The sequence below is a fragment of the Streptomyces griseus subsp. griseus genome (assembly GCF_000720255.1).
GTDB classification, from domain to species: domain Bacteria; phylum Actinomycetota; class Actinomycetes; order Streptomycetales; family Streptomycetaceae; genus Streptomyces; species Streptomyces griseus_I.
The window spans coordinates 1-23,137 of sequence record NZ_JOJE01000003.1 but is presented as its reverse complement, the minus strand read 5'-3'; the positions used below and the strand labels follow the sequence as shown (position 1 = coordinate 23,137).

The following is a 23,137-nucleotide window of genomic DNA, read 5'->3' as shown; positions in this document are numbered from 1 at the left end:
CGCATACCCAAGACCCCTTGACCGCACTAGCGAATGCCCCTGTTCTTGTTCTTGTGGGGGCGACGTGGCCGTTCGACTGGAGTTGCACGTGGCCGGGCGCATCGAAGACTACGCACTCATCGGAGACATGCAGACAGCGGCGCTGGTCTGCCGTGACGGCACGGTGGACTGGCTCTGCCTGCCCCGCTTCGACTCGCATGCCATCTTCGCCGGTCTGCTGGGCACCGAGGAGCACGGCTTCTGGCGGCTGGGCCCCGCGCACGCCTCCGACGCGGAGCCGCCGACCGCCGCCCGGCGCAGCTACCGCGGCGACTCGCTGATCCTGGAATCCGAGTGGGACACGCCACGCGGCACCGTTCGTGTGACGGACTTCATGCCCCCGCGTGACGGCGCCCCGCAGCTGATCCGGATCGTCGAGGGCGTCTCGGGCCGCGTGCCCATGCGCTCCGCCCTGAGGATGCGTTTCTCGTACGGCCGTGTGGTGCCGTGGGTGCACAAGCACGAGGGCCGCACGGTCGCCGTCGCGGGCCCGGACTCGGTGTGGTTCGACACCACGGCCGAGACCTACGGCAAGTCGCTGACCACCTACGCGGACTTCACGGTCGCCCCGGGCGACCGGATCGCCTTCACGATTTCCTGGGAACCCTCGCACAAGCAGCCGCCCGCGCTGCCGGAGCCCGAGCAGTCGCTGCAGGCCACGGAGGACTTCTGGCGCGAGTGGGTCGAGCAGTGCACCTACCACGGCCCCTACCGCGAGGCCGTGATCCGCTCCCTGATCACGCTGAAGGCCCTGACCTACGCCCCGACCGGCGGCATCGTCGCCGCGCCCACCACCTCGCTGCCCGAGGACATCGGCGGTGTCCGCAACTGGGACTACCGCTACACCTGGCTGCGCGACGCGGCGATCACCCTGTCGTCGCTGCTGCGCACCGGCTACCGCGAGGAAGCGCGCGCCTGGCGCGAGTGGCTGCTGCGCGCCGTCGCCGGCGACCCGGAGAACCTGCAGATCATGTACGGCATCGCCGGCGAGCGCGAGCTCGGCGAGGCGGAGCTGGACTGGCTGCCCGGCTACGAGAACTCCGCGCCGGTCCGCGTCGGCAACGGCGCCGCCCACCAGCTCCAGCTGGACGTCTACGGCGAGGTCACCGAGGCACTGCACCTGGGCCACATGACGGGCCTGGCCCGCAACGACTACGCCTCGCTGCTCCAGCTGAAGCTGATCCGCTACCTCGAGGACCACTGGGACGAGCCGGACGAAGGCATCTGGGAGGTGCGCGGCCCGCGCCGCCACTTCGTGCACTCCAAGGTCATGGCCTGGGTCGCGGTGGACCGCACGATCAAGCTGATCGAGTCCGGCGACGCCGACGGCCCGCTGGAGAAGTGGCGCGAGCTGCGCGACGACATCCACCGGGACGTCTGCGAGAAGGGCTACGACAAGGAGCGCAACACCTTCACGCAGTCCTACGGCTCGAAGGAGCTGGACGCGTCCTTGCTGCTCATCCCGCAGATGGGCTTCCTGCCGCCGGACGACAAGCGCGTCATCGGCACCATCGAGGCGATCCAGCGCGAGCTGTCCACCCCGGACGGCTTCATCCTGCGCTACCCGACTTCGGGCGACAACGAGGGCGTCGACGGCCTCCCCGGCGACGAGGGCGCGTTCCTCGCCTGCTCGTTCTGGATGGCGGACGACCTCGCGATGATCGGCCGCGTCGACGAGGCCCGCAAGCTGTTCGAGAAGCTGCTGGCGCTGCGCAACGACCTCGGTCTGCTGGCCGAGGAGTGGGACCCGCATCTCAAGCGCCAGGTCGGCAACTTCCCGCAGGCCTTCAGCCACGTCCCACTGATCGACACCGCGCTGCGCCTGACCGCGTCCGGCGCCTACGGCGGCTGAACAGGAACGCCGGCCCGCGCCCGCCTAGCCTGGAAGCAGACCCAGCCCCTGATGTCGGAAGGGGGCGGCCATGGCTCCCCTCTCGAAGGCCGGCGCGGCTCTGAACGCGCTGCGCGAGGATCTGACCGGCGACGTGTTCGCCCCGGAGGACCCGGGGTACGACGACGCCCGGGCGGTGTTCAACGCGATGATCGACCGCCGCCCGGCGGTGATCGCGCAGTGTGCGGACGAAAGCGATGTCGTCCGGTCGGTGCGTTTCGCCCGGGACCTGGACCTGAAGGTGGCGGTGCGCGGCGGCGGCCACAGCGTGGCGGGCATGGCGCTCAACGACGGCGGCCTGGTGATCGACCTGCGCCGGATGCACGAGGTGACCGTCCACCCCGCCGCCGAGGCGGTACGGGTCGGTGGCGGGGCCACGATGAGCCATCTGGACCGGGCGACCCAGCCCTACGGTCTCGCCACGACCGGCGGCCGGGCCTCCACCACCGGCGTGGGCGGCTTCGTCCTGGGCGGCGGCACGGGCTGGCTGGACCGCTGGTGCGGGCTCGCCGTCGACAATCTGCTCGGCGTGGAGCTGGTCACCGCCGACGGTTCCCGGACCCATGCCAGCGCCGACGAGAACCCGGACCTGTTCTGGGCCCTGCACGGCGGCGGCGGCAACTTCGGCGTCGCCACCGCGCTCACCCTGAAGCTGCACGAGATGCCGGAGTTCTCGATCGCGCTGCTGCTGTTCCTCCCCGAACACGGCCGCGAGGCCGTGCGCACCTACCGCGACCTGATCAAGGTCGCCCCGAACGAGGCGGGCGGCGCCGTCATCTATCTCACCGCCCCGCCCGAGGAGTTCGTACCGCCGCACCTGGTCGGCTCGCTGATGTGCGGTGTCCTGCTGACGTACGTCGGCGGCGAGGAGGACCTGCGCAAACTCGCCGAGCCGCTGCTGGCGCTGCCGCACGAGGCGGAGGTCGTCGGGACGATGCCGTACGCCGACGTGCAGTGCATGATCGACGACCCTCCGGGGCTGCGGAACTACTGGTCGGCGGAGTACCTCAGGGACGCGCCCGACGCCTTCGTGGACGTCTACTGTGCCCGCGCCGACTCGATGCCGGTGCCGACCGGGACCCAGCACGTGCTGTTCCCGCAGGGCGGCGCGATCGCCGAAGGACCGGGCGACTACCCCGTGCCCTACCGGGACGCGCCGTGGGCCGTGCACCCCTTCGGGATCTGGGAGGACCCGGCGGACGACGAGCGGGGCATCCGCTGGGTGCGGGACGTCCGGGAGGACGTGCGGCCGTGGAGCACCGGTGACGTCTACCTCAACTTCATCGGTGACGAGGGCCCGGAGCGGGTGATCGCGGGCGTGGGCGCGGAGAACGCCCGGCGGCTGGCCGAGCTGAAGCGGCGCCACGACCCCGACAACGTGTTCCGCTCCAACCACAACATCAGGCCGGCCTGAGTGCCGTGAGCGTACGCTCCCCCGCCGGGTCACCCGCCGTCGCCGGGACCAGGGCGATCTCGTCCAGGCCCGCCTCGGCGTAGGCGTCGATGCGGGCGCGCACGGTGTCCAGGTCGCCGACCAGGCCGACCGCGGTGGCCGCCTCGGCGGGCAGGGCCTGGACCAGGGTCTCGCGGTCGGCGCCCTTGGCGGCCAGCTCCACGGCCTCGCCGAAGCCGGCCGCGGTGAACATGTCGCTGTAGCCCGGCACGGTCAGGTAGCCGGCGATGCTGCCCAGGACCTGCCGGAGCGAGGCCGGGTCGGGGTCGACGGCGGCGGGCAGCCAGGAGGCCAGCGTGGGCGGGGTACGGCCCTCGCGCCGGGCCGCGTCGAGCAGCTTGGCCCGCAGGAGACGCACCTGCTCCGGGGAGACGATGTCCAACAGCATGCGGTCCGCGTGCGCGGCGGCCGTGGTGATGGCGCGGTCCCCGAACGCGGCCACGGTGAGCCGGCCACCGGGCGGCGCCAGCCGGCGCAGGAAGGCGCTCCCGGGCACGATCGGCTCACCCGGCTCACCGTGCAGCAGACAGCGCAGGGCCGCCGCGGTCTCCTCCATGGTGGCCGCGGGGCGCGTCCGGGTCCTGCCGTGCACGCCCTCGACGACCCGCCTGCTGGACGTGCCGAGCGCGACACCGACGGGCCGTCCGGTGAGGGTGGCGGTCGAGGCGGCGCCGCGCGCGATCGTGAGCGGGTCCCGTACGTTGACCGGTACCGGTCCGGCCGTCAGTTCGGCCTGCCCGGTGGCCAGTCCGATGGCCGTCGCCAGGACGAACGAGTCCCATGTCGCCCCCTCTCCCGCCCAGATCTCGCGGTATCCGAGCCGGTCGGCGAGTTGCGCGACGCGCAGGGGTTCCTCGACCGGGCTGTCGTCCTCTCGTGCCGCAGCGACCACACTGATGTCCATGAGGACGCCGCTACCCGCCCCCGGGTGCCCTATGCCGCCCGTGCCGTCGCCGGGGCCTGCGCGGGTGGCTCCGCTGCCCCGCCGTGCTGTCGCCGGGGCCTGCGCGCGGGTGGCTCCGCTGCCCCGCCCTACTGTCGCCGGGGCCTGCGCGGGTGGCTCCGCTGCCCCACCGCGCCGTCGCCGGGGCCTGCGCGCGGGTGGCTCCGCTGCCCCACCGCGCCGTCGCCGGGGCCTGCGCGCGGGTGGCTCCGCTGCCCCGCCGTGCTGTCGCCGACGCATCCGCGCAGGTAGCGTCCGCTGCATGGACAGCCGTACGGACCACCGAGTCGACAGCCAGGGCGCCGGCATCACCGTCCGGCGGGCGCTGGAGCTGCCCGGCCTGCGCAGCGGGCTGCCCGAGGTCCTGGCGGGCGCCGACCGGCTGGGGCGCACCGTGCGTTGGGTGCACGCGGGCGAGGTGCCGAACATCGCCTCGCTGCTCAAGGGCGGCGAGCTGCTGCTGAGCACCGGCTACGGCCTCGGCACCCGACCGGCCGAGCAGCGGGCGTTCGTGCGCACCCTGGCAGAGCGCGGGATCGCCGCCCTGGTGATCGAGTTGGGGCCGCGTTTCAGCCGGCTGCCCGCCGCCCTCGTCGAGACGGCCCGCTCGGCCGGGCTGCCTCTGGTCCAACTGCACCGCGAGGTGCCCTTCGTGACGGTCACGGAGGAGATCCACACCGAGATCGTCAACGGCCACTACGCGCTGCTCCAGCGGGCGGAGGAGGTGCACCGCCGCTGCACGGAGGCGCTGCTGGGCGGCGGCGGGATCCCTCAGGTGCTGGGCATCCTGGCGGACTTCAGCGGCAATCCGGTGTTCCTGGAGACGACGGACGGTCAGCTCCTGTACGCCGCCGGGTCGGGTCCCGAGGGCGCGGATCCGCTCCAGGTGTGGGAGGGGCTGCGTGGCCCGCACAAGGACGCGCCGCCACCGGCCGGTTCGGTGCTCGTGGACGTGCCCGGCGGTGGCCCGGGGGCCGGTTCCGTACGTGCCCGGCTCGCGCTGCTGCCCGTGCGCTCCCCACTCGCTCCGGTGCACCGGATGGCCGCCGAGCGGGCCGCGGGCATCCTGGCCGTGGTGCTGATGCAGGCCCGGCAGGAGGAGGAGTTGGCGGCTCGGGGGCGCGGCGACTTCCTCACCGACCTAGCCGAGGGCCGTGTCTCGGCGGAGGACGCGCCGGCCCAGGCGCGGGTGCTGGGCTTCAAGCCGGGCAGCAGCCCGTTGCTGCCGGTGGTCATGCGGCTGGGTGACGCGCTCTCCCCCGGCGGCGGCTGGGCGGTGCTGGCGCGGGCGGTGGCGGAGGAGCTGGCGTCGGTGGGCGTCCCGGTCCTCCTCGGCGTGCGGCCGGTCGAGGGCCGGGTGCCACTCCTCCTGGGCCTGCGCTCGGAGTCGGAGCGCTCGGCGGTCGCGGACCGGGTCGCGGTGGCGCTGCGGGCCGGGGTGGAGCGGGCCGGGATACAGCGGCCCGGAGCGCAGCCGCCGGTCGTGGTCGTCGGGGTCGCCGGTGGCTGGGCGGCGGCGTCGGCGGGCCTGCGCCACGCGGCCGAGACGGCGACGGCGGCCCAGGGCCTGTCGGACCGCCCCTGGTACGACGCCCGCCGCCTCGACATCGACCTGCTGCTGTGGCGGCTGCGCGACCACCCCGACCTGGCGGCGTTCGTGGACCGTGCCATCGGCCCGGTCCAGGACCACGACCACCGCTCCAAGCCGCCGCTGCTGCCCACCCTGGAGACCTACCTGGCGCACGCGGGCCGCAAGGCGGAGACGGCCCGTGAGCTCCACCTCAACCGCCAGACCCTCTACAACCGCCTCGCCCGCATCGGGGAGCTGCTGGGCACCGACCTCGACGACGCCCAGACGGTGCTGGCCCTCAGCCTGGCCCTGCGGGCGCGACGACACGTGCAGTGAGAGCGGGGCCGGCCCCGACCCCGTCCGGCCGTCGTGCTCCTCGCCGCCCCCGTGCTCGCGGGACTTGTGCACGGTCTGCGAGCGCGGTCAGAACCAGTGCAGGCAGTGCGGGGAGCGTTCGGCGCGGAAGAGTGCGTCAGCGAGGGTGACTGCGTCCGGGCGGTGGGCCCGGATGTGTCCGGCGCGCACGAGCGTGCTCGGGGCGGTGCCGCCGAGGTAGATGGAGCCCAGGTCGCGCACGTCCAGGGACAGGTCGGGCTCCCGGTCCGTCGGAACGCAGTCGGCCTTGCTGTCCCGGACGGTCAGCAGGTAGCGGCCGTGCTCGCCGAAGCACGGGTCCTCGACGTCGAGGACGAGCTCGCCGTCCGTGAACCAGCCGCGCGCGGTCAGAGCACGCGGGACGTCCAGCAGCCGCACCCAGAGCCAGTCCATGTCGCCGCTCACCTCGCCCGCGCGGAAGTCCGCGAGCTGCCAGCGCAGCGGGTGACCGGGCGGGACGTGCTTGAACACGACCTGAGAGACCAGGTCGTGCCCGAGTACGAACCGGGCCAGGGCCGTGAAGACGGCGTCGTCGCCGGCGATGGTCTCGTCGACCGTCAGGGTGCCGGACTCGATCGAGTAGCTGGCGTACCCGTCCGGGACACCGTCGGCGTCCCGGTGGACGGCGACGTAGCGCGGCGCCGGCGAGATCGGGGGCTGCCCTGCGCGCAAGGCCCACCAGCGGTGCGGCCTGGAGAGCGCGCCGGGCTGGGCGCGGCGATACCGGTCGTAGACCTCTTCCAGGATCTCGCCGCAGTCGGCCCGACGCAGCACCTCGACCGAACCGTTGTCCGAGCCGGTCGCCGGCGGCTGGGCCGCTCCGCGCGCCCGGGGAACGGCGAGGGCGGCCTTGTGGCGCGGCACCGTCAGCCGCGCCGTGTAGGTCGCCGGTCCGTAGCCGAACCTGCCGTAGATCGAGGCCTCGGACGCGAGCAGCACGGAAAGGAACTCCCCGCGGGCCCGCAGCTCGGCGAGCTGATGCCGCATCATCGCTGTGAGCACGCCCTGGCGCCGGTGCGAGGGCAGGACGCCGACTGCGGTCACCCCGGGGGCCGGGACGAGCATCTCGCCGGGCAGGGTGAGCTCGAAGGAGTGCGTGGCGGCGGTGCCGACGGGCCGGCCGCCCGCCGTGACAGCGAGTATGCAGCGGTCCTTTTCGAGCGCCGACCACCAGAGCCCGCCGCCCTCGACCGGGGTATCCGGGAAGAGCCCGAACGCGGCATGGAGTGTGTCGACGAAGACGTCGAAATCCTCGTCGGTCGTGGGACGGATCTCCATGGGAACTGCGGCCTCCTCGGGATACCGGCACCACGAATGCGTGGTGTCCGGCCACAGTGCAGCGTTGAACCCTTGGCCAGGGCAAGCGAATTACGGTCGGGACGCGGTGCCCCGCGCTCAGCGAGCGATGCGGGGAAGCCGGTCACACACGCCCTTCCTGGCCCCGCAGGTACGCTCCCGCACGCGCCGCGGCCGCGGCCGCCTCGGCGGCCCGGTCCGCGGCCGCTTCGTCCAGGCGGTCGCCGCTGGTCAGCAGGCGGTAGTAGAGGGGGGCGGAGACGGCTCGGATCACCTCGTGGACATCGGTGCCCTCAGGCACCTCGCCCCGGTCGATGGCCTGCTGGACGCAGGGTGCCCATTCCTTGACGCGGATGTCGTAGAAGCGGCGCAGGGCCTCGGCCGTCTTCGCCTCACAGGTGGCGGCCGCGATCATCGCCTTGAACAGCGCCCCCTGCCGTGGGTCGGCCAAGGTGCGCTGGACGAGCCGGGCATTGGCTTTGAGGTCCCCGAGCAGCGAGCCGGTCTCTGTACGTGGCAGTGACTGCTCGGCCATGTCCATCAGCAGGTCGGCCATCAAGATGGTCACCGTTCCCCAGCGGCGGTAGACGGTGGTCTTGCCCACCTCGGCACGGCGCGCGATGTCGGCGAGGTCCAGGTGGGCAAAGCCACCCTCCGCCAAGGCGTCCCCGGCCGCCCGCAGGACCGCCGCCCGCACCCGTGCCGTACGCCCTCCGGGACGGACGGTCCCCGGATCCGCACCCTCAAACCCCATAACGGGACTCCAGTTTCGTTAATCGTGCTACGCCCGCTACGTTGAGACCCACACTAACGGAACTCGAGAACCATTAGCCAGATAGAGCAGCGAGAGAGGAACAGCCATGGAATACAGGCGGCTGGGTGCATCCGGCCTCAAGGTCCCCGCCCTGAGCTTCGGCGCCGGCACCTTCGGCGGCCGCGGGCCGCTGTTCGGTGCCTGGGGCAACACCGATGCGCGAGGAGCACGCCGTCTCGTGGACATCTGCCTCGACGCCGGGATCACGATGTTCGACACCGCCGACGTCTATTCCGGCGGCGCCTCCGAGGAGGTGCTGGGCGAAGCGATCAGAGGCCGCAGGGACCAGGTGCTCGTGTCCACCAAGACCAGCCTGCCGATGGGCGACGGCCCAGGCGATGCAGGCTCTTCTCGTTCCCGCCTGATCACCGCATGCGAGGAGGCCCTGCGCCGGCTCGGCACCGACTACATCGACCTGTTCCAGCTGCACGCCTTCGACGCCGGCACGCCGATCGAGGAAGTTCTGTGCGCACTGGATGATCTCGTACGAGCAGGCAAGGTCCGCTACCTCGGCATCTCGAACTTCTCCGGCTGGCAGGGGATGAAGTCCCTCGCGATCGCGGAGAAGTACGGCCACCCGCGCTATGTCGCACATCAGGTCTACTACTCCCTCATCGGCCGCGACTACGAATGGGAGCTGATGCCCCTCGGGCTCGATCAGGGCCTCGGAGCCCTCGTGTGGAGCCCGCTCGGCTGGGGGCGGCTCACCGGCAAAGTCCGCCGCGGCCGGCCGCTGCCGGCCAACAGCCGACTGCACCACACCGCGGACTACGGCCCGCCGGTCGAGGACGAACACCTCTACCGCGTGGTGGACGCCCTCGACGAGATCGCGCAGGAGACGGGCAAGAGCATTCCGCAGATCGCCATCAACTGGCTGCTGCAGCGACCGACCGTCTCGTCCGTCATCATCGGTGCCCGCACCGAGGAGCAGCTTCGCCAGAACCTCGGTGCCGTCGGCTGGACGCTCACACCCGACCAGATGGCGAGACTCGATGCGGCCAGCGGCAGGACAGTGCCCTACCCGTACTTCCCTTATCAGCGCCAGGAAGGCTTCGCCCGCCTCAACCCGCCGGTTGTCGCGCCTCCGCCCGCTGCGTGACATCGGCATCACAGGCCTGCTCGACGCGCTGACGTCCGCTCAGCTCAGAGGCCGCGGCTGCGTCAGCTCGTCGTAGACGCTGAGGACCTGGGTGACGGTCTCGTCCTCCGTCGGCCAGGTGGCCGCTTGTCGCACGCCCCGCTGCCGGAGGGTCTCGCACCGCCCGGGGTCGTCCAGCAGTCGTACGACGGCGTACGCGAGGGCGCCCGGGTCGCCGTGCGGCACGAGTTCGGCGGCTTCGCCGACGAGTTCGCGGATGCCACCCACCTGCGCGGCCACGAGCGGCACGCGCGCGTGGAGGGCCTCCTGGGCCAGCACGGACCGCGACTCGCACCGGCTCGGCAGCAGCGCCAGATCGGCGGCGGCGAGCAGCGCGCCCACGTCGTCCCGCCGCCCGATGAGCCGCACCGGCAGCTCCTCGTCCTCGATACGGCGCTGCAGCTCCGCCCGCAGCGGCCCCTCACCCGCGATCACGACCAGCGGCGCCGGGTCGAGCTCGCGCCACGCGCGCGAGGCGTCCAGCAGGACGTCATACCCGCGATGCCGTTCCAGGGAGCCGACCGCCATCAGCAACGGCCGGCCGGTGGCGCCCAGTTCGGCCCGCGCCTTGGGGCGCAGCCGCTCGGGCTCCTCGGGCGCTTCGGGCCCGCGGGGCCCGGGCAGCGCCACGGCGGCGAGCCGGGCGTCCCGCGCGCCCGTGCGGCGCGCCCGGTCCACAAGGTCGGACGAGGTGCCGAGCACCACCGTGGCTGCCTTCGCGACCCGCCGCTCCAGCAATCGCAGCAGGTGGGCGCGCGCCCCCTCGGCGTGCGCACGGTTGTGCCAGGTGACGACGAGCGGAGTGCGTCGGCCGCTGAGGGCGAGCACCGCACGGAACGATGCGTGCAGCCCGTGCGCGTGCACCAGGTCGGCGTCCGTGCAGGCCGCCCGCAGGGCCGCCACGGAACCCGGGTCGCTGCTGCGCGGCACGTGCACGTGTTCGGCACCGGCGCCCGTGAAGTCGTAGGAGTGATCGGCCTCCGAGGGGGCGCACACGGTGACCCGCACGCCCCGGGCGACGAGCCCCGCGGTCAGTGAGCGCACATGGGCGCTGCTGCCGGCGTTGCCGCCCCCGAGCACCTGCACGGTGCGCAGCGACGACTGACCGTGCGGTGCTGGGCTGCTCACGGGGCTCACGCGGCCGGGGCTCCTGGTTCGGCATCGGACGGTCACGAGGAAACGTACAGAGAGGGACCACGCGCGGTGGTGTTCCGCGCGATTCCTCCCCCTTCTACGCCAAGAATGCCAGGACGTACGAGTGTTCCGGGAACGCCGACGAGGCGGCGACCGGGCGGGAGCCCCTACGCGTCACCCACACGAGTGAATCAGTGGGCGTCTGCGCGAACGCGGCTCCGAGCGCCTCCCGTGCGGTCGAGCCCCTACGCGCCCTCCCGCGCCGTCGCCAACAGCTCCTCCGCATGGGCCCGGGCCGTCTCCGAGTCCTCCTGCCCGGCCAGCATCCGGGACAGCTCCCTGATCCGGTCCTCCCCTTCGAGCACCTTCACACCGGAGCGCGTCACCGACCCGTCGTTCGTCTTCTCGACCAGCAGCTGCCGGTCCGCGAAGGCGGCCACCTGCGGCAGGTGGGTCACCACGACGACCTGCGCGCTCTTCGCGAGCCGCGCGAGCCGCCGCCCGATCTCCACCGCCGCCTTGCCGCCCACACCCGCGTCGACCTCGTCGAACAGATACGTCGGCACGGGGTCCGTCCCCGCGAACACGACCTCCACGGCCAGCATCACGCGCGAGAGCTCACCGCCCGACGCGCCCTTGGCGATGGGCCGCGGCGGCGCCCCCGGATGCGGGGCCAGCAGCAGCTCGACCTCGTCCACACCGGACGGCCCGTACGCGACCGTACGCCCGCCGACCTCGACGCCCTCCGGGTCCTCGGTCTGCCGGATGTCGAACGACACGCGCGCGTGCGGCATGGCCAGCGAGGCCAGCTCCGCGGTCACGGCGGCGGCGAACCGTTCGGCGGCCTCCGCACGGGCATCGCTCAGGGCCTGTGCGAGACCGCCCAATTCGGTCCGCAGCGCGTCCCGCTCACCGGTCAGCTCGCCGATCCGCTCGTCGTCGGAGTCCAGCTCGGTGAGCCGGGCCGCACTCCGCTCGGCCCACGTGAGCACCGCGCCGACATCTTCGCCGTACTTGCGCGTCAGCGCCGTCAGCGCGGCCCGACGCTCCTCCACGGCCGACAGCCGCAGCGGATCGGCGTCCAGGTCGTCGGCGTACCCCGCCAGCTCGCCCGCCACGTCACCCAGCAGGATCCCGATCTCCCCGATCCGGTCGGCGAGCGCCGACAGCGCCGGGTCATGCGCCCGCACGGCCTCCAGGGCCCGCTGAGCGCCCGCGACGAGCGTGGCGGCGTCGATCCCCTCGGGGTCCTCCGGATTGCCCGCCAGAGCGGCGTGAGCGGCCGTGGCGGCCGAGGACAGCGCCTCCGCGTGCCCCAGCCGCTCCGCCTCCTCCGCCAGCTCCACGTCCTCGCCGGTACGCGGCTCCACGCCGGCGATCTCGTCGAGCCCGTACCGCAGCATGTCGGCTTCCTGGGCCCGCTCACGCGCGCGCGTGGTGATCTCGTCCAGCTCCACGGAGACGGCCCGCAGCCGCCGGTAGGCCTCCGCGTACTTCGCCAGCGGCACGGCGACGGCGTCGCCCGCGTACCGGTCGAGCGCCTGCCGCTGCCGGGACAGCTTCAGCAGCCCCTGCTGATCGGTCTGCCCGTGCACGGCCACCAGCTCGTCGGCGAGCTCGGCCAGCATCCCCACGGGCACGCTGCGTCCGCCGACGTGCGCCCGCGAGCGCCCCTCGGCCGAAACGGTACGACTGATCAGCAGCGCCCCGTCGTCGAGCTCGGCCCCGGCCTCCTCGGCCCGTACGGCGACCGAAGCGTCCGAGGGCACGCTGATCCGCCCCTCCACGACCGCCTTCTCGGCCCCGATCCGCACGAGTGCCGCATCCGCCCGCCCGCCCAACAGCAAGCCGAGGCTGGTGACCACCATGGTCTTGCCCGCACCCGTCTCACCGGTGACAGCGGTGAACCCCGGCGACAACTCGACAACAGCGTCGTCGATGACCCCGAGCGACCGTATCCGCATCTCCTCCAACACGGGGAAGACCTTACGAGGTCCGCGGCAAGGAGCGCGAGGCGCCCTTGTCACCCGGAGGAGGGAAGCGCGCGCTAGTGCGGCGCCCCCCGCCACCCGGACACGGGCAACGCGAACTTCGCCACCAGCCGATCGGTGAACGAGGCGTGATGCAGCCGGGCCAGCCGCACCGGCACCGCGCCCCTGCGTACCTCCACCCGCGCCCCGGGCGGCAGCTCCACGGTCCGCCGCCCGTCACACCACAGGACGCCCGGCGGAATATGAGGCAGCACCTCCACCGCCAGCACGGAATCCGGCGACGTCACCAGCGGCTTCGCGAACAGCGCGTGCGCACTGATCGGCACCATCAGCAACGCCTCCACCTCGGGCCAGACCACAGGCCCGCCCGCCGAGAACGCGTACGCGGTCGACCCGGTCGGCGTGGACAGGACGATGCCGTCACATCCGAACCCGGTCACCGGCCGCCCGTCGATCTCCAGCACCACTTCGAGCAGCTTCTCCGCGGACACCTTCTGCACGGCCGCCTCGTTCAGCGCCCAGTCCGTGTGCACGATGTCCCCGTTGCGGTGAACGACGACGTCGACGGTCATCCGCTCCTCGACCTCGTACGCCTTGGTCACCACCCGGTCCACGACCTTGTCGAGATCGTCCCGCTCGGCCTCCGCGAGGAACCCGACCCGCCCGAGGTTGACGCCGAGCATCGGCACCCCGGACGCGCGCGCGAACTCGGCGCCCCGCAGCAGCGTCCCGTCGCCGCCGAGCACGATGAGCAGTTCACACCCGTCGAGGCACTGCGGAGTCGCCTCCTTGACCAGCTCCACCTCTTCGGGCAGCGGCAGGTCGCGCGCCTCGTACTCCAGTACGCGCACACCGATGCCCTCGCGCAGCAGCCCCTTCACCACCAGCTCCGCACTGCGGATGGCGGCGGGCCGCCCCGTGTGGGCGAGCAGGAAAACTGTACGAGCTCGGTTCTGTGTCAACGCGGCCCCTCCGCAACTGCACGGTCAACATCGGCCGGGTCCAGGGCCGGAGCCCCGGACCGCAGCCAGAGAAAGTACTCCACGTTGCCCCTGGGCCCGGGCAACGGACTGGCCGTCACGCCGTTCGCCCCGAGACCCAGCTCCCAGGCCTTGTCGGCCACCCCCCGCACGGCGTCGGCCCGCAGCTGGGGACTGCGTACGACTCCCCCGCTGCCCAGCCGCTCCTTCCCCACCTCGAACTGCGGCTTGACCATCATCACCAGGTCGGCGTCCGGCTTCACACACCGCGTCAGGGCCGGCAGCACCAGCCCGAGCGGGATGAAGGACAGATCACCCACGACAAGATCCACAGACTCCCCATCGATCGCTTCAAGCGTCAACTCGCGTACGTTCGTACGATCCTTGACGGTGACGCGTTCATCGCTCCGCAGAGACCACGCGAGTTGTCCGTATCCGACGTCGACGGCGACGACGTGCGCGGCGCCCGCGCGCAGCAGTACGTCGGTGAAGCCGCCGGTGGACGCGCCGGCGTCCAGCGCCCGCCGCCCCTCGACCACGAGCCCCCGCGGCACGAAGACCTCCAGCGCGCCGGCGAGCTTGTGGCCGCCCCGGGACACGTAGTCCGGGTCGCTGTCGTCGGCGGCCACCACGATCGCGGCCGCGGTCTCCACCTGGGTGGCGGACTTGGTCGCGACGGTCTTGCCGACGGTGACCCGCCCGGCGGCGATCAGCTGCCCGGCGTGCTCACGCGAGCGCGCGAGCTTTCTGCGGACCAGCTCCGCGTCCAGACGGAGACGTGCGACTCCTGCCACGTTCGGTTCAGCTCCTACCGCGTATACGTCGAGGGCGAGGGGGGCGCCGGAGGTCCCGGGCGGGCGTCGAGCGCGGTGAGCGCGTCGCGCAGCCCCCGGTGTACATCCTCGTACACCTCGACGTGCCCGTCGGTGGCGAGGTGGTCCGCGTCACCCAGCCGCCGCAGGTGGGCGTCCACCTCGGCGTTGCCGGTGGGGGTGCGGGGCACGTTCAGCGCGGCGGGGGCGGCGGGATCGCGCTCCGGTACGGCCTGGGACTCCGGCTCGACCGGGGCCTCCCGTGCCTCTGGCTCCGGCACTGTGTCGCTCATGCCCAGACGCTACCTCGAACCCCTGGGGTACCGTCGTCGCGATGGCCACGATTGAGGAGTGCCGTACGGCACTCGAGAAGCTCTCGGAGAACATGCAGAGCACCGAAGGGGACGTCCGTGCGGCCGCATCCCTAGACCGTTCGGTGAGCTGCTGGATCACGGACCTCGACGTCACGTTCGTCGGCCGGATGGCGGACGGCCGGATCGTCGTGCAGGACACCTTGCAGGGCCCTCCTCGGGAGAAGGCCCAGATCAGGCTGGCCATGACCGGCGACGACCTGGTCGCGCTGGTCAGCGGCGACCTGCACTTCGCCAAGGCCTGGGGATCGGGGCGGGTGAAACTGGAGGCCGGGATCAGAGACCTGTTCCAGCTCAGGAAGCTTCTGTGACGGTCACCCGCGCGCGTGCCCTGCGCGCCGCCGGCACCACCAGCGGGGTACCCGTCTCCGGGTCGTCGACGACCTGGCAGCGCAGCCCGAAGACCTCCTCGACCAGCTCGGCCGTGACGACGTCGTTCGGCGCGCCCTGAGCGATGACCGTGCCGCCCTTGAGCGCGATCAGATGAGTGGCGTACCGAGCGGCGTGGTTGAGGTCGTGCAGCACGGCGACCAGCGTGCGGCCCTGCTCCTCGTGCAGCTCGGCGCACAGGTCGAGGACGTCGATCTGGTGCTGGATGTCCAGGAACGTCGTCGGCTCGTCCAGGAGCAGCAGCGGCGTCTGCTGGGCGAGCGCCATCGCGATCCACACGCGCTGGCGCTGACCGCCCGACAGCTCGTCCACATACCGGTCGGCCAGCTCGGCGACCCCGGTCCGCGCCATGGACTCCTGGACCACCCGCTCGTCCTCGGTCGACCACTGGCGCAGGATGCCCTGGTGCGGGTAGCGGCCGCGGCCCACCAGGTCGGCGACGGTGATCCCGTCGGGCGCGATCGAGGACTGCGGCAGCAGCCCCAGCGTCCTGGCGACCTTCTTCGCCGGCATCGACTGGATGACCTGCCCGTCGAGCAGCACCCGCCCCTCGGCCGGCTTCAGCATCCGCGACAGGGCCCGCAGGAGTGTCGACTTGCCGCACGCGTTGGGGCCGACGATCACGGTGAAGGAGTTGTCGGGGATCTCCACCGACAGCTGTTCGGCGATGACACGCTGGTCGTAGGCGAGGGTGACGTTCTCGGCGGACAGGCGGTTCACGGTACTCCTCAGGGTGTTCTTGCTGGTGTCCGGCTTCGCCGCGCCGCTCATATCCGGCCCGCCCTGCGCTCGGTGACCAGCAGCCACAGCAGGTAGACACCACCGACAACGCCGGTGACCACACCGACGGGCAGCTGGTCGGCGCCGAAGGCCCGCTGCGAGATCCAGTCGGCGGTCACGAGCAGGGCGGCACCCATGCACAGGGACGCGACGAGGTTCGGTCCGGGCGAGCGGGTGAGGCGCCGGGCGAGCTGCGGGGCGGTGAGCGCCACGAAGCTGACGGGGCCCGCGGCGGCCGTGGCGGACGCGGTGAGCAGCACGGCGGCGACCATCAGCAGCAGCCTCACGCGCTCCACGCGCACGCCGAGCGCGTTCGAGACGTCGTCGCCCATCTCCATCATCCGCAGGCCCCGGCCGTTGGCGAGGACCAGCGGCACGAGCACGGCCCACAGGGCGAGCAGCGGCCAGACCTGATCCCAGTCACGGCCGTTCAGGGACCCGGTCATCCACACGACCGCGCGGGCCGCGTCGACGAGGTCAGCCTTGGTGAGCAGATAGCCGTTGACGGCCGTGGCGATCGCCGCGACTCCGATACCGACGAGTACCAGCCGGTAGCCGTGCACACCCCGCTTCCAGGACAGCAGGTAGATGGCCGCGCCGGTGACCAGCCCGCCCACCAGCGCCCCGAGGGTCACCTGGGTCGCGCTCCCGGAGAACAGCACGATCACCACGAGCGCGCCGGCCGTCGCCCCCTGCCCGAGGCCCAGCACGTCCGGGCTGCCCAGCGGATTGCGGGAGATGGCCTGGAACAGCGCGCCACCGAATCCCAGCGAGGCGCCGACCAGCAGCCCCACGAGGACTCGCGGCAGCCTCAGCTCGTTGACGATGAACTCCTGCCCCGGGTTGCCGTCCCCGACCAGCGCCTTGAGCACGTCGGATGCCGGAATGGGGAAATCCCCGGTACCGATCAGCACGACGCTCGCGACGAGCGCGGCGAGCAGCAGCAGGAGGACGACGGTCAGGGCACGCACGTCCAGCCGGACGGAGAGCCCGCCCGGGGTACGGATGGTCCGGGTGCCGCGGGGGGCCCGGCTGCCGCGGGGGGTCCGGTCGGTCTTCTCTGCGCTCTTCACAGCTGCGCCGTCCTCCGCCGTCGTACGAGGTGGATGAAGACCGGGCCGCCGATGATCGCGGTGATGATGCCGACCTGGACCTCGGAGGGCCGGGCGACGACCCGGCCGATCACATCCGCGCCGAGCAGCAGCACCGGCGACAGGACGGTCGCGTAGGGCAGGATCCAGCGCAGGTCGGGCCCGGTGAAGGAGCGCACGACGTGCGGCACCATCAGCCCGACGAAGACGATCGGCCCGCAGGCGGCGGTCGCGGACCCGCACAGCAGGGTCGCCGCCAGCATGGACAGCGCCCGGGTGCGGTTGAGGTGGGCGCCCAGCGCCGTGGCGGTGTCGTCGCCCATGGCCATCGCGTTGAGCGGCCGGGCCAGGGAGAGCGCGAGGACCGTACCGACCGCGAGGAAGGGCAACACCTGCCGGATCGTCTCGTCGGTCGCGGCCGACAGCGAACCCACCGTCCAGAAACGCATCTTGGACAGCGCCGCGTCATCCATGATCATCACGGCCTGCAGGTACCCGTACAGCGCGGCACTGATCGCCGTGCCGGCGAGCGCCAGCCGCACCGGCGTGGCCCCCCTGCTGCCGCCCAGGAACCAGACCAGCGCACCGACCGCGAACGCCCCGAAGAACGCGAACCACACATAGCCGGTCAGGCTCGTGACCCCCAGGTACGTCACCGCCGTGACGACCGCGGCCGAGGCACCCGCGTTGATGCCCAGGAGCCCCGGGTCGGCCAGCGGATTGCGCGTCAACGCCTGGAGCACGGCCCCCGACAGGCCGAGCGCGGCGCCCGCGAGCAGCCCGAGGACGGTCCGCGACAGCCGCTCGTCCACCACGACGTCGCCGTACGTCCCCGAGTTCTCGAACAGCCCGTGCCAGACCTGCGCGACGGACAGTTCCTTCGCGCCGATCGCGATGCTCGCCAGGACGACGAGCGCCAGGATCAGCACGGAGACGAGAAGCCCAAAGGACCGTATCGCCCGGCGGCTTGGGGGCGCGGGGGCTGTCTCCGCGCGCTGTTCGGGAGGACTGTCGACCAACACGTAGTTAGGTTAGCCTACCCTCCCTGCCCCTCTCGATCCCTGGTCCACACCCGGCCTCGAGTTCACAGACGGGGCGCGATTCCGTCGCCCACCGTCACAGGCCGGGCACCCGCCCGTCTCACAGTCCCAGCCGCGCCAGCGCCTTTCCCCCGTCCAACTCGCAGCTGCCCTCGGCTGCCACCGTCCAGGCCGCCGCGCACAGCGCCCGCAGACCGTCCAACGTCTCGCCGTCGCCGTCGAGTTCGAGCCGCTCGCCACCGGCCGCCGCCGTCCACCCACCGCACCGGAACCCACCGTCGGCCTCCGTGACCTCCGGCTGCCCGGTGAGCAGCCCGCGCAGGTCCGCGTCGACGTACGTCGGCCGGTGCTGCGGCGGGGCGGCCAGCAACTGCGCGCCGTCGGTGACTCCGGTCAGCACGAGCAGCGAGTCGACCTCGCCGTTGAACGCGCCCTCGATGTCCGTGTCCAGCCGGTCCCCGACCACCAGCGGCCGCTCGGCCCCCGTCCGCAGGATCGTCTCGCGGTGCATCGGCGGCAAGGGCTTGCCCGCCACCTGCGGCTCCGCCCCGGTCGCGATCCGCACGACCTCCACCGCCGCCCCGTTGCCCGGCGCGATCCCACGCCCGCTGGGAATCGTCAGATCGGTGTTGGACGCGAACCACGGCACCCCGCGCGCGACGGCGTACGACGCCTCCGCGAACCGCCCCCACGGCAGATCCGGCCCGCCGAACCCCTGTACGACAGCGGCCGGATCGTCGTCGGCGGACTCCACCGGCACGAGCCCGCGCTCCCGCAGCGCCACCCGCAGCCCCTCACCGCCGATGACCAACACCCGCGCCCGCCTGGGCACCTGCTCACTGATCAGCCGGGCCACCGCCTGCGCCGACGTGATGACGTCGTCCGCCCCCGTCGGGATCCCCAGCTCGGTCAGGTGCTCGGCCACCGTGTCCGGGGTGCGCAGCGCGTTGTTGGTGACGTACGCAAGACGCATCCCGCCCGCGCGAGCCGCGTCGAGCGACTCGACCGCGTGCACGATCGCGTTCCCACCCGCGTACACCACACCGTCCAGGTCGAGCAGCGCCGTGTCGTACGCCTCGCTCAGGGCCTGCCCACTGCCCTCGGGCCTCGTCCTGACGCTCCGGCTCATTGCACATCGCTCCTCGTTCGCTCGCTTTCCCCCGATCATCCCGCATAGCACTGACACCCGTACGATGCCGGGATGAACACAGCAGGTCACTCGGAAGCAACGGCGCGCCGAGGCCTGGAACTCACCCCGTTCCGAGGCCTGCGGTACGACCCCGACCGGGTCGGCAGCCTGGCCGCCGTGACATCGCCTCCGTACGACGTCGTCGTACGCCCCGACGGCGTCCACCACCTCCAGTCCGCGGACCCCTACAACATCGTCCGGCTGATCCTCCCGCAGGCCACCACCCCCACCGCCCGCAACGACCAGGCCGCCGACACCCTCCGCCGCTGGCTCGACGAGGGCGTCCTGACCACCGACCCGGAACCGGGCCTCTACGTCTACGAGCAGCGCGACGGCGGCGGCATGCTCCAGCGCGGCCTCATCGGCGCCCTGCGCGTCTCCGAGCCGTCCGAGGGCGTCGTACTGCCCCACGAGGACGTCATGCCGCACGTCGTCGCGGACCGCGCCGCCCTGATGCGGGCCACCTCGGCGAACCTCGAGCCCCTGCTGCTGACGTACCGCGGCGATGGCTCGGCGGCCGATGTCGTCGAACGCGCCACCCAACGCTCCCCACTCCTCGACACGACCACCGAGGACGGCTTCAGCCACCGGCTCTGGTCGGTCACCGACCCGGCCGACATCACTCTCGTCCAGTCGGACCTGGCCGGCCACCAGGCCCTGATCGCCGACGGCCACCACCGCTGGGCGACCTACCGCCGGCTCCGCGCCGAGCACCCCTCCCCCAGCCCTTGGGACCACGGCCTGGTCCTGCTCGTCGACACGGCCCGCTATCCGCTGCGCGTCCGCGCCATCCACCGCCTCCTGCACGGCCTGCCCGTCGCGGACGCCCTGTCCGCGCTCGACGGTCTGTTCCGCGTACGCCACCTCGACGTGCCGCTGGCGCAGGCCCTCGACGCGCTGGCCGACGCGGCCTGCGCGGGCAACGCGTTCCTCCTGGCGGGCGACGGCGCGTTCCACCTCGTGGACCGCCCGGACCCGGCCCTCCTGTCCCGCACGGTCCCCGCCGACCGCCCCGCGGCCTGGCGCACCCTCGACGCGACCGTCCTGCACGCCACACTCCTGGACCACGTCTGGCGCATCCCCGAGGACTCCCCCGCCCACATCGCCTACATCCACGACACGGCCGCCACGGTCGCGAAGGCGGAACGCGACGGCGGTACGGCGGTACTGCTGCACCCGGTCCGCGAGGAGGTCGTCCGTGACCTCGCCCGTCAGGGCGTCACCATGCCCCGCAAGTCGACGTCCTTCGGCCCGAAGCCGGCGTCGGGCCTGGTCCTGCGGGCACTGGACCTCTGAGACACGACGAAGGGGCGGGTCCCCTTCCGGGAACCCGCCCCTCACTCCTGGACGCCTGGACGTCAGTCCTTGTCGTCCTCGCCCTCAGGCCCGTCGGCGCTCTCCGCGCTCTCCGCCCGGGCCTGCGAGGACTCGGAGCCACCGTCGGTCTCGTCCTCGTCCAGCGCGTCGACGAACTCGACCCCGTCCAGCTCGGCGAGCCGGTCGGAGGCGTCCGTGCTGCCGTCCCGGTCGGCCTCGACGGCCTTGGCGAACCACTCGCGCGCCTCGTCGACCCGCTGGGCCGCGAGCAGCGCGTCCGCGTACGCGTACCGCAGTCGCGCGGTCCACGGCTGTACGGAACCGGAGGCCAGCTCGGGGCTCTGCAGCGTCACGATCGCCGCGTCCAACTGCCCCATGTCACGTCGGGCCCCGGCCGCGACGAGCCGCATCTCGACCTGCCCGGCCTTGTCGAGCTTGTGCACCTCGGGAGCGCCGGCCATGTCCAGCGTCTTCTCCGGCCGCCCGAGCCCACGCTCGCAGTCGGCCATGACGGGCCACAGCTCCACGCTGCCGGTCATCCGCCGGGCGGCCCTGAACTCGGCGAGCGCCTCGCTGTACTTCTGGGTCGCGTACGCGGCGAACCCGGCGGCCTCCCGCACCGCGGCGACACGCGACGCCAGCCGCAACGCCACCCTGGAGTAGCCGTAGGCTCCCTCGGGGTCCTCGTCGATGAGCCGGGCGACCATCACCAGGTTCTTGGCGACGTCCTCCGCGAGCGTCTTCGGCAGGCTCTGCAGCTCCTGCCGTACGTCCTTGTCGATCTCGTCACCGGTGACGTCCTCGGGGATCGGCAGCCGCTTGATCGGCTCCCGGTCCCGGTCCCGGTCGTCACGGAACCGCCCACCGCCGGCACGCCGGTCGTCCCGGTCACGGAAGCCACCCGGCCGGCTGCCCCGGTCGTCCCTTCGCGGCCCGCGTCCGCCTCGGTCGTCCCGGCCTCGGTAACCGCCGCGCTCACCGCGGTCGCCCCGCTGGTCGTCGCGCCGGAAACCGGTGCGCTCGTCACCGCCACGGAAGCCACGGTCACGGTCACCGCCGCGCTCGTCCCGCCGGAAGCCACCACGGTCCCCGCGGTCGTCGCCACGGCGGTCGTCGCGCCGGTCGTCACGGCGGCCGTAGCCACCGCCACCGCCACCGCCACGGTTGTCGTCGCGCCGGAAGCCACCACGGTCGTCACCGCGGGAGGAGGGACGGTCACCGCGGTCGTCACGGCGGAAGGAGGGACGGTCACCGCGGTCGTCACGGCGGAAGGAGGGGCGGTCGCCGCGGTCGTCGCGGCGGAAGGAGGGGCGGTCGCCGCGGTCGTCGCGGCGGAAGGGGGGACGGTCACCGCGGTCGTCGCGGCGAGGCCCGCGGTCACGGTCGTCACGCTGGAACGACGGACGCGGCCCCCGGTCGTCACCACGGCGGTCGTCGCGCCGGTCATCACGCCGGCCGTAACCACCGCCACCACCACGGTTGTCGTCACGCCGGAACCCACCACGGTCGTCGTCCCGACGCTCCGGGCGACCACCGCGGTCGTCGCGGCGGAAGGAGGGGCGGTCGCCCCGGTCGTCACGGCGGAAGGGGGGACGGTCACCGCGGTCATCGCGGCGAGGCCCGCGGTCACGGTCGTCACGCTGGAACGACGGACGCGGCCCCCGGTCGTCACCACGGCGGTCGTCGCGGCGGTCGTCGCGCCGGCCACGGTTGTCGTCACGCCGGAACCCACCACGGTCGTCGTCCCGACGCTCCGGGCGACCACCACGGTCGTCACGGCGGAAGGGGGGACGGTCGCCCCGGTCGTCGCGGCGAGGCCCACGGTCGTCACGCTGGAACGACGGACGCGGCCCGCGGTCGTCACCACGGCGGTCGTCGCGCCGGCCGTAGCCACCGCCACCACCACGGTTGTCGTCGCGCCGGGCGCCGTAACCACCGCGGTCGTTACGGTCGTTGTCGCGGCGGTCGTTGTCACGGCGGAAGCCGCCACGGTCCCCGCGGTACCCGCCGCGGTCGCCGCGGTCCCCACTGTCCCGTCGCCGCTGGTCGCGCTCCGGTCGGTCGTCGGGAGAGTTGGTGGACATGGGTGACTCCTGTCTTCGGTACCGCAGTCATTCTCGCGCAGTCGGGTACCCGATGCGCTCTGAACTGTGCGTGATTCAAAAAACGAAAAGGACCCCTGGTCCCCAGCTGAACGCTGGGGACCAGGGGTCCTTCCCAAAGATTGTTCGGCGGCGTCCTACTCTCCCACAGGGTCCCCCCTGCAGTACCATCGGCGCTGTGAGGCTTAGCTTCCGGGTTCGAAATGTAACCGGGCGTTTCCCTCACGCTATAACCACCGAAACCCTAATGGTTTCGAGCGAACAAGCACACTCTTCAATTGTGAGTTCAGCTCAAACCGGCAACGGTCGTTGCCTCAGAACTAACACAGTGGACGCGAGCAACTGAGGACAAGCCCTCGGCCTATTAGTACCGGTCACCTTCACACGTTACCGTGCTTCCAGATCCGGCCTATCAACCCAG

Annotated in this window: 19 protein-coding genes and 2 rRNA genes; 6 read left to right on the top strand and 15 right to left on the bottom strand. The window is 72.5% G+C overall.

Going from position 1 to position 23,137, the window contains the following annotated elements; genetic code table 11:
• Nucleotides 1-64: 64 nt before the first annotated feature.
• A complete protein-coding gene (locus IG99_RS05115; protein WP_234311757.1) occupies nt 65-1,891 on the top strand; it encodes a glycoside hydrolase family 15 protein in 1,827 nt (608 codons plus the stop codon).
• A gap of 70 nt (nt 1,892-1,961) precedes the next feature.
• The gene (locus tag IG99_RS05110) at nt 1,962-3,344 is read left to right on the top strand and encodes an FAD-binding oxidoreductase (protein ID WP_037670296.1); all 1,383 of its coding nucleotides are present in this window, start codon (nt 1,962-1,964) and stop codon (nt 3,342-3,344) included.
• Here IG99_RS05110 and IG99_RS05105 read toward each other — a convergent pair.
• Nucleotides 3,331-4,287, bottom strand: a complete 957-nt coding sequence (locus tag IG99_RS05105; RefSeq protein WP_037670295.1) for an LLM class F420-dependent oxidoreductase — start codon at nt 4,285-4,287, stop codon at nt 3,331-3,333. The genes IG99_RS05110 and IG99_RS05105 overlap by 14 nt on opposite strands.
• Before the next feature lie 301 nt (nt 4,288-4,588).
• On the opposite strand from IG99_RS05105, the gene IG99_RS05100 reads away from it, so the two are divergent.
• Nucleotides 4,589-6,232, top strand: a complete 1,644-nt coding sequence (locus IG99_RS05100; RefSeq protein ID WP_037670294.1) for a PucR family transcriptional regulator — start codon at nt 4,589-4,591, stop codon at nt 6,230-6,232.
• 87 nt (nt 6,233-6,319) lie between these two features.
• On the opposite strand, the gene IG99_RS05095 is transcribed toward IG99_RS05100, so the two are convergent.
• Nucleotides 6,320-7,549: a GNAT family N-acetyltransferase gene (locus IG99_RS05095; RefSeq protein WP_037670293.1), complete on the bottom strand. Its 1,230-nt coding sequence runs from the start codon at nt 7,547-7,549 to the stop codon at nt 6,320-6,322.
• A 142-nt stretch (nt 7,550-7,691) separates the two neighbouring features.
• Nucleotides 7,692-8,321, bottom strand: a complete 630-nt coding sequence (locus IG99_RS05090) for a TetR/AcrR family transcriptional regulator (RefSeq protein ID WP_037670292.1) — start codon at nt 8,319-8,321, stop codon at nt 7,692-7,694.
• 106 nt (nt 8,322-8,427) lie between these two features.
• Between IG99_RS05090 and IG99_RS05085 the strand changes: the two genes are divergently transcribed.
• Nucleotides 8,428-9,480: an aldo/keto reductase gene (locus IG99_RS05085; RefSeq protein WP_037670291.1), complete on the top strand. Its 1,053-nt coding sequence runs from the start codon at nt 8,428-8,430 to the stop codon at nt 9,478-9,480.
• Between the two features lie 39 nt (nt 9,481-9,519).
• On the opposite strand, the gene IG99_RS05080 is transcribed toward IG99_RS05085, so the two are convergent.
• From IG99_RS05080 to IG99_RS05060, 5 genes are all read right to left on the bottom strand, one after another.
• Nucleotides 9,520-10,656 (bottom strand): glycosyltransferase family 4 protein, encoded by a 1,137-nt coding sequence (locus tag IG99_RS05080; protein ID WP_037670289.1) that lies wholly within the window; start codon nt 10,654-10,656, stop codon nt 9,520-9,522.
• A gap of 242 nt (nt 10,657-10,898) precedes the next feature.
• The gene (gene recN, locus IG99_RS05075; protein ID WP_037670287.1) at nt 10,899-12,617 is read right to left on the bottom strand and encodes a DNA repair protein RecN; all 1,719 of its coding nucleotides are present in this window, start codon (nt 12,615-12,617) and stop codon (nt 10,899-10,901) included.
• Nucleotides 12,618-12,700: 83 nt separating this feature from the next.
• The gene (locus tag IG99_RS05070; RefSeq protein WP_037670285.1) at nt 12,701-13,606 is read right to left on the bottom strand and encodes an NAD kinase; all 906 of its coding nucleotides are present in this window, start codon (nt 13,604-13,606) and stop codon (nt 12,701-12,703) included.
• Nucleotides 13,603-14,418: a TlyA family RNA methyltransferase gene (locus IG99_RS05065; protein WP_037670284.1), complete on the bottom strand. Its 816-nt coding sequence runs from the start codon at nt 14,416-14,418 to the stop codon at nt 13,603-13,605. Before IG99_RS05065 ends, IG99_RS05070 begins: the two co-directional genes overlap by 4 nt.
• A gap of 14 nt (nt 14,419-14,432) precedes the next feature.
• Nucleotides 14,433-14,729, bottom strand: coding sequence for a hypothetical protein (locus IG99_RS05060; protein ID WP_037670282.1), 297 nt, complete (start codon nt 14,727-14,729; stop codon nt 14,433-14,435).
• 41 nt (nt 14,730-14,770) lie between these two features.
• Here IG99_RS05060 and IG99_RS05055 point away from each other — a divergent pair, with 41 nt between their 5' ends.
• Entirely contained in the window at nt 14,771-15,118 is a 348-nt protein-coding gene (locus tag IG99_RS05055) for a sterol-binding protein (protein WP_037670280.1), read from the top strand.
• Here IG99_RS05055 and IG99_RS05050 read toward each other — a convergent pair.
• The 4 genes from IG99_RS05050 to IG99_RS05035 form a co-directional block, all read right to left on the bottom strand.
• Nucleotides 15,102-15,968, bottom strand: coding sequence for an ABC transporter ATP-binding protein (locus IG99_RS05050; RefSeq protein WP_037670278.1), 867 nt, complete (start codon nt 15,966-15,968; stop codon nt 15,102-15,104). The genes IG99_RS05055 and IG99_RS05050 overlap by 17 nt on opposite strands.
• A complete protein-coding gene (locus IG99_RS05045) occupies nt 15,965-17,050 on the bottom strand; it encodes a FecCD family ABC transporter permease (RefSeq protein WP_051864937.1) in 1,086 nt (361 codons plus the stop codon). The genes IG99_RS05050 and IG99_RS05045 overlap by 4 nt, the downstream gene beginning before the upstream one ends.
• A complete protein-coding gene (locus IG99_RS05040) occupies nt 17,047-18,090 on the bottom strand; it encodes a FecCD family ABC transporter permease (protein WP_078947541.1) in 1,044 nt (347 codons plus the stop codon). The genes IG99_RS05045 and IG99_RS05040 overlap by 4 nt, the downstream gene beginning before the upstream one ends.
• Nucleotides 18,091-18,208: 118 nt before the next feature.
• On the bottom strand, nt 18,209-19,237 hold the full coding sequence (locus IG99_RS05035) for an HAD hydrolase-like protein (RefSeq protein ID WP_037670273.1): 1,029 nt from the start codon (nt 19,235-19,237) through the stop codon (nt 18,209-18,211).
• Between the two features lie 72 nt (nt 19,238-19,309).
• Here IG99_RS05035 and IG99_RS05030 point away from each other — a divergent pair, with 72 nt between their 5' ends.
• Nucleotides 19,310-20,593: a DUF1015 domain-containing protein gene (locus tag IG99_RS05030; RefSeq protein ID WP_037670271.1), complete on the top strand. Its 1,284-nt coding sequence runs from the start codon at nt 19,310-19,312 to the stop codon at nt 20,591-20,593.
• 62 nt (nt 20,594-20,655) lie between these two features.
• Here IG99_RS05030 and IG99_RS49505 read toward each other — a convergent pair whose 3' ends face one another.
• From IG99_RS49505 to IG99_RS05015, 3 genes are all read right to left on the bottom strand, one after another.
• On the bottom strand, nt 20,656-21,429 hold the full coding sequence (locus IG99_RS49505; RefSeq protein WP_037670939.1) for a tetratricopeptide repeat protein: 774 nt from the start codon (nt 21,427-21,429) through the stop codon (nt 20,656-20,658).
• 1,411 nt (nt 21,430-22,840) lie between these two features.
• Nucleotides 22,841-22,957, bottom strand: a 5S ribosomal RNA gene (rrf, locus tag IG99_RS05020).
• Nucleotides 22,958-23,060: 103 nt separating this feature from the next.
• A 23S ribosomal RNA gene (locus IG99_RS05015) occupies nt 23,061-23,137 on the bottom strand; the annotation flags it as partial.

Bases quoted from the DNA above. Each gene is read 5' to 3' on its own strand.
- IG99_RS05110 (WP_037670296.1), top strand. From the start codon at position 1,962: ATGGCTCCCCTCTCGAAGGCCGGCGCGGCTCTGAACGCGCTGCGCGAG.
- IG99_RS05105 (WP_037670295.1), bottom strand. From the start codon at position 4,287: ATGGACATCAGTGTGGTCGCTGCGGCACGAGAGGACGACAGCCCGGTC.
- IG99_RS05100 (WP_037670294.1), top strand. From the start codon at position 4,589: ATGGACAGCCGTACGGACCACCGAGTCGACAGCCAGGGCGCCGGCATC.
- IG99_RS05095 (WP_037670293.1), bottom strand. From the start codon at position 7,549: ATGGAGATCCGTCCCACGACCGACGAGGATTTCGACGTCTTCGTCGAC.
- IG99_RS05090 (WP_037670292.1), bottom strand. From the start codon at position 8,321: ATGGGGTTTGAGGGTGCGGATCCGGGGACCGTCCGTCCCGGAGGGCGT.
- IG99_RS05085 (WP_037670291.1), top strand. From the start codon at position 8,428: ATGGAATACAGGCGGCTGGGTGCATCCGGCCTCAAGGTCCCCGCCCTG.
- recN (WP_037670287.1), bottom strand. From the start codon at position 12,617: ATGCGGATACGGTCGCTCGGGGTCATCGACGACGCTGTTGTCGAGTTG.
- IG99_RS05060 (WP_037670282.1), bottom strand. From the start codon at position 14,729: ATGAGCGACACAGTGCCGGAGCCAGAGGCACGGGAGGCCCCGGTCGAG.
- IG99_RS05055 (WP_037670280.1), top strand. From the start codon at position 14,771: ATGGCCACGATTGAGGAGTGCCGTACGGCACTCGAGAAGCTCTCGGAG.
- IG99_RS05050 (WP_037670278.1), bottom strand. From the start codon at position 15,968: ATGAGCGGCGCGGCGAAGCCGGACACCAGCAAGAACACCCTGAGGAGT.
- IG99_RS05035 (WP_037670273.1), bottom strand. From the start codon at position 19,237: ATGAGCCGGAGCGTCAGGACGAGGCCCGAGGGCAGTGGGCAGGCCCTG.
- IG99_RS05030 (WP_037670271.1), top strand. From the start codon at position 19,310: ATGAACACAGCAGGTCACTCGGAAGCAACGGCGCGCCGAGGCCTGGAA.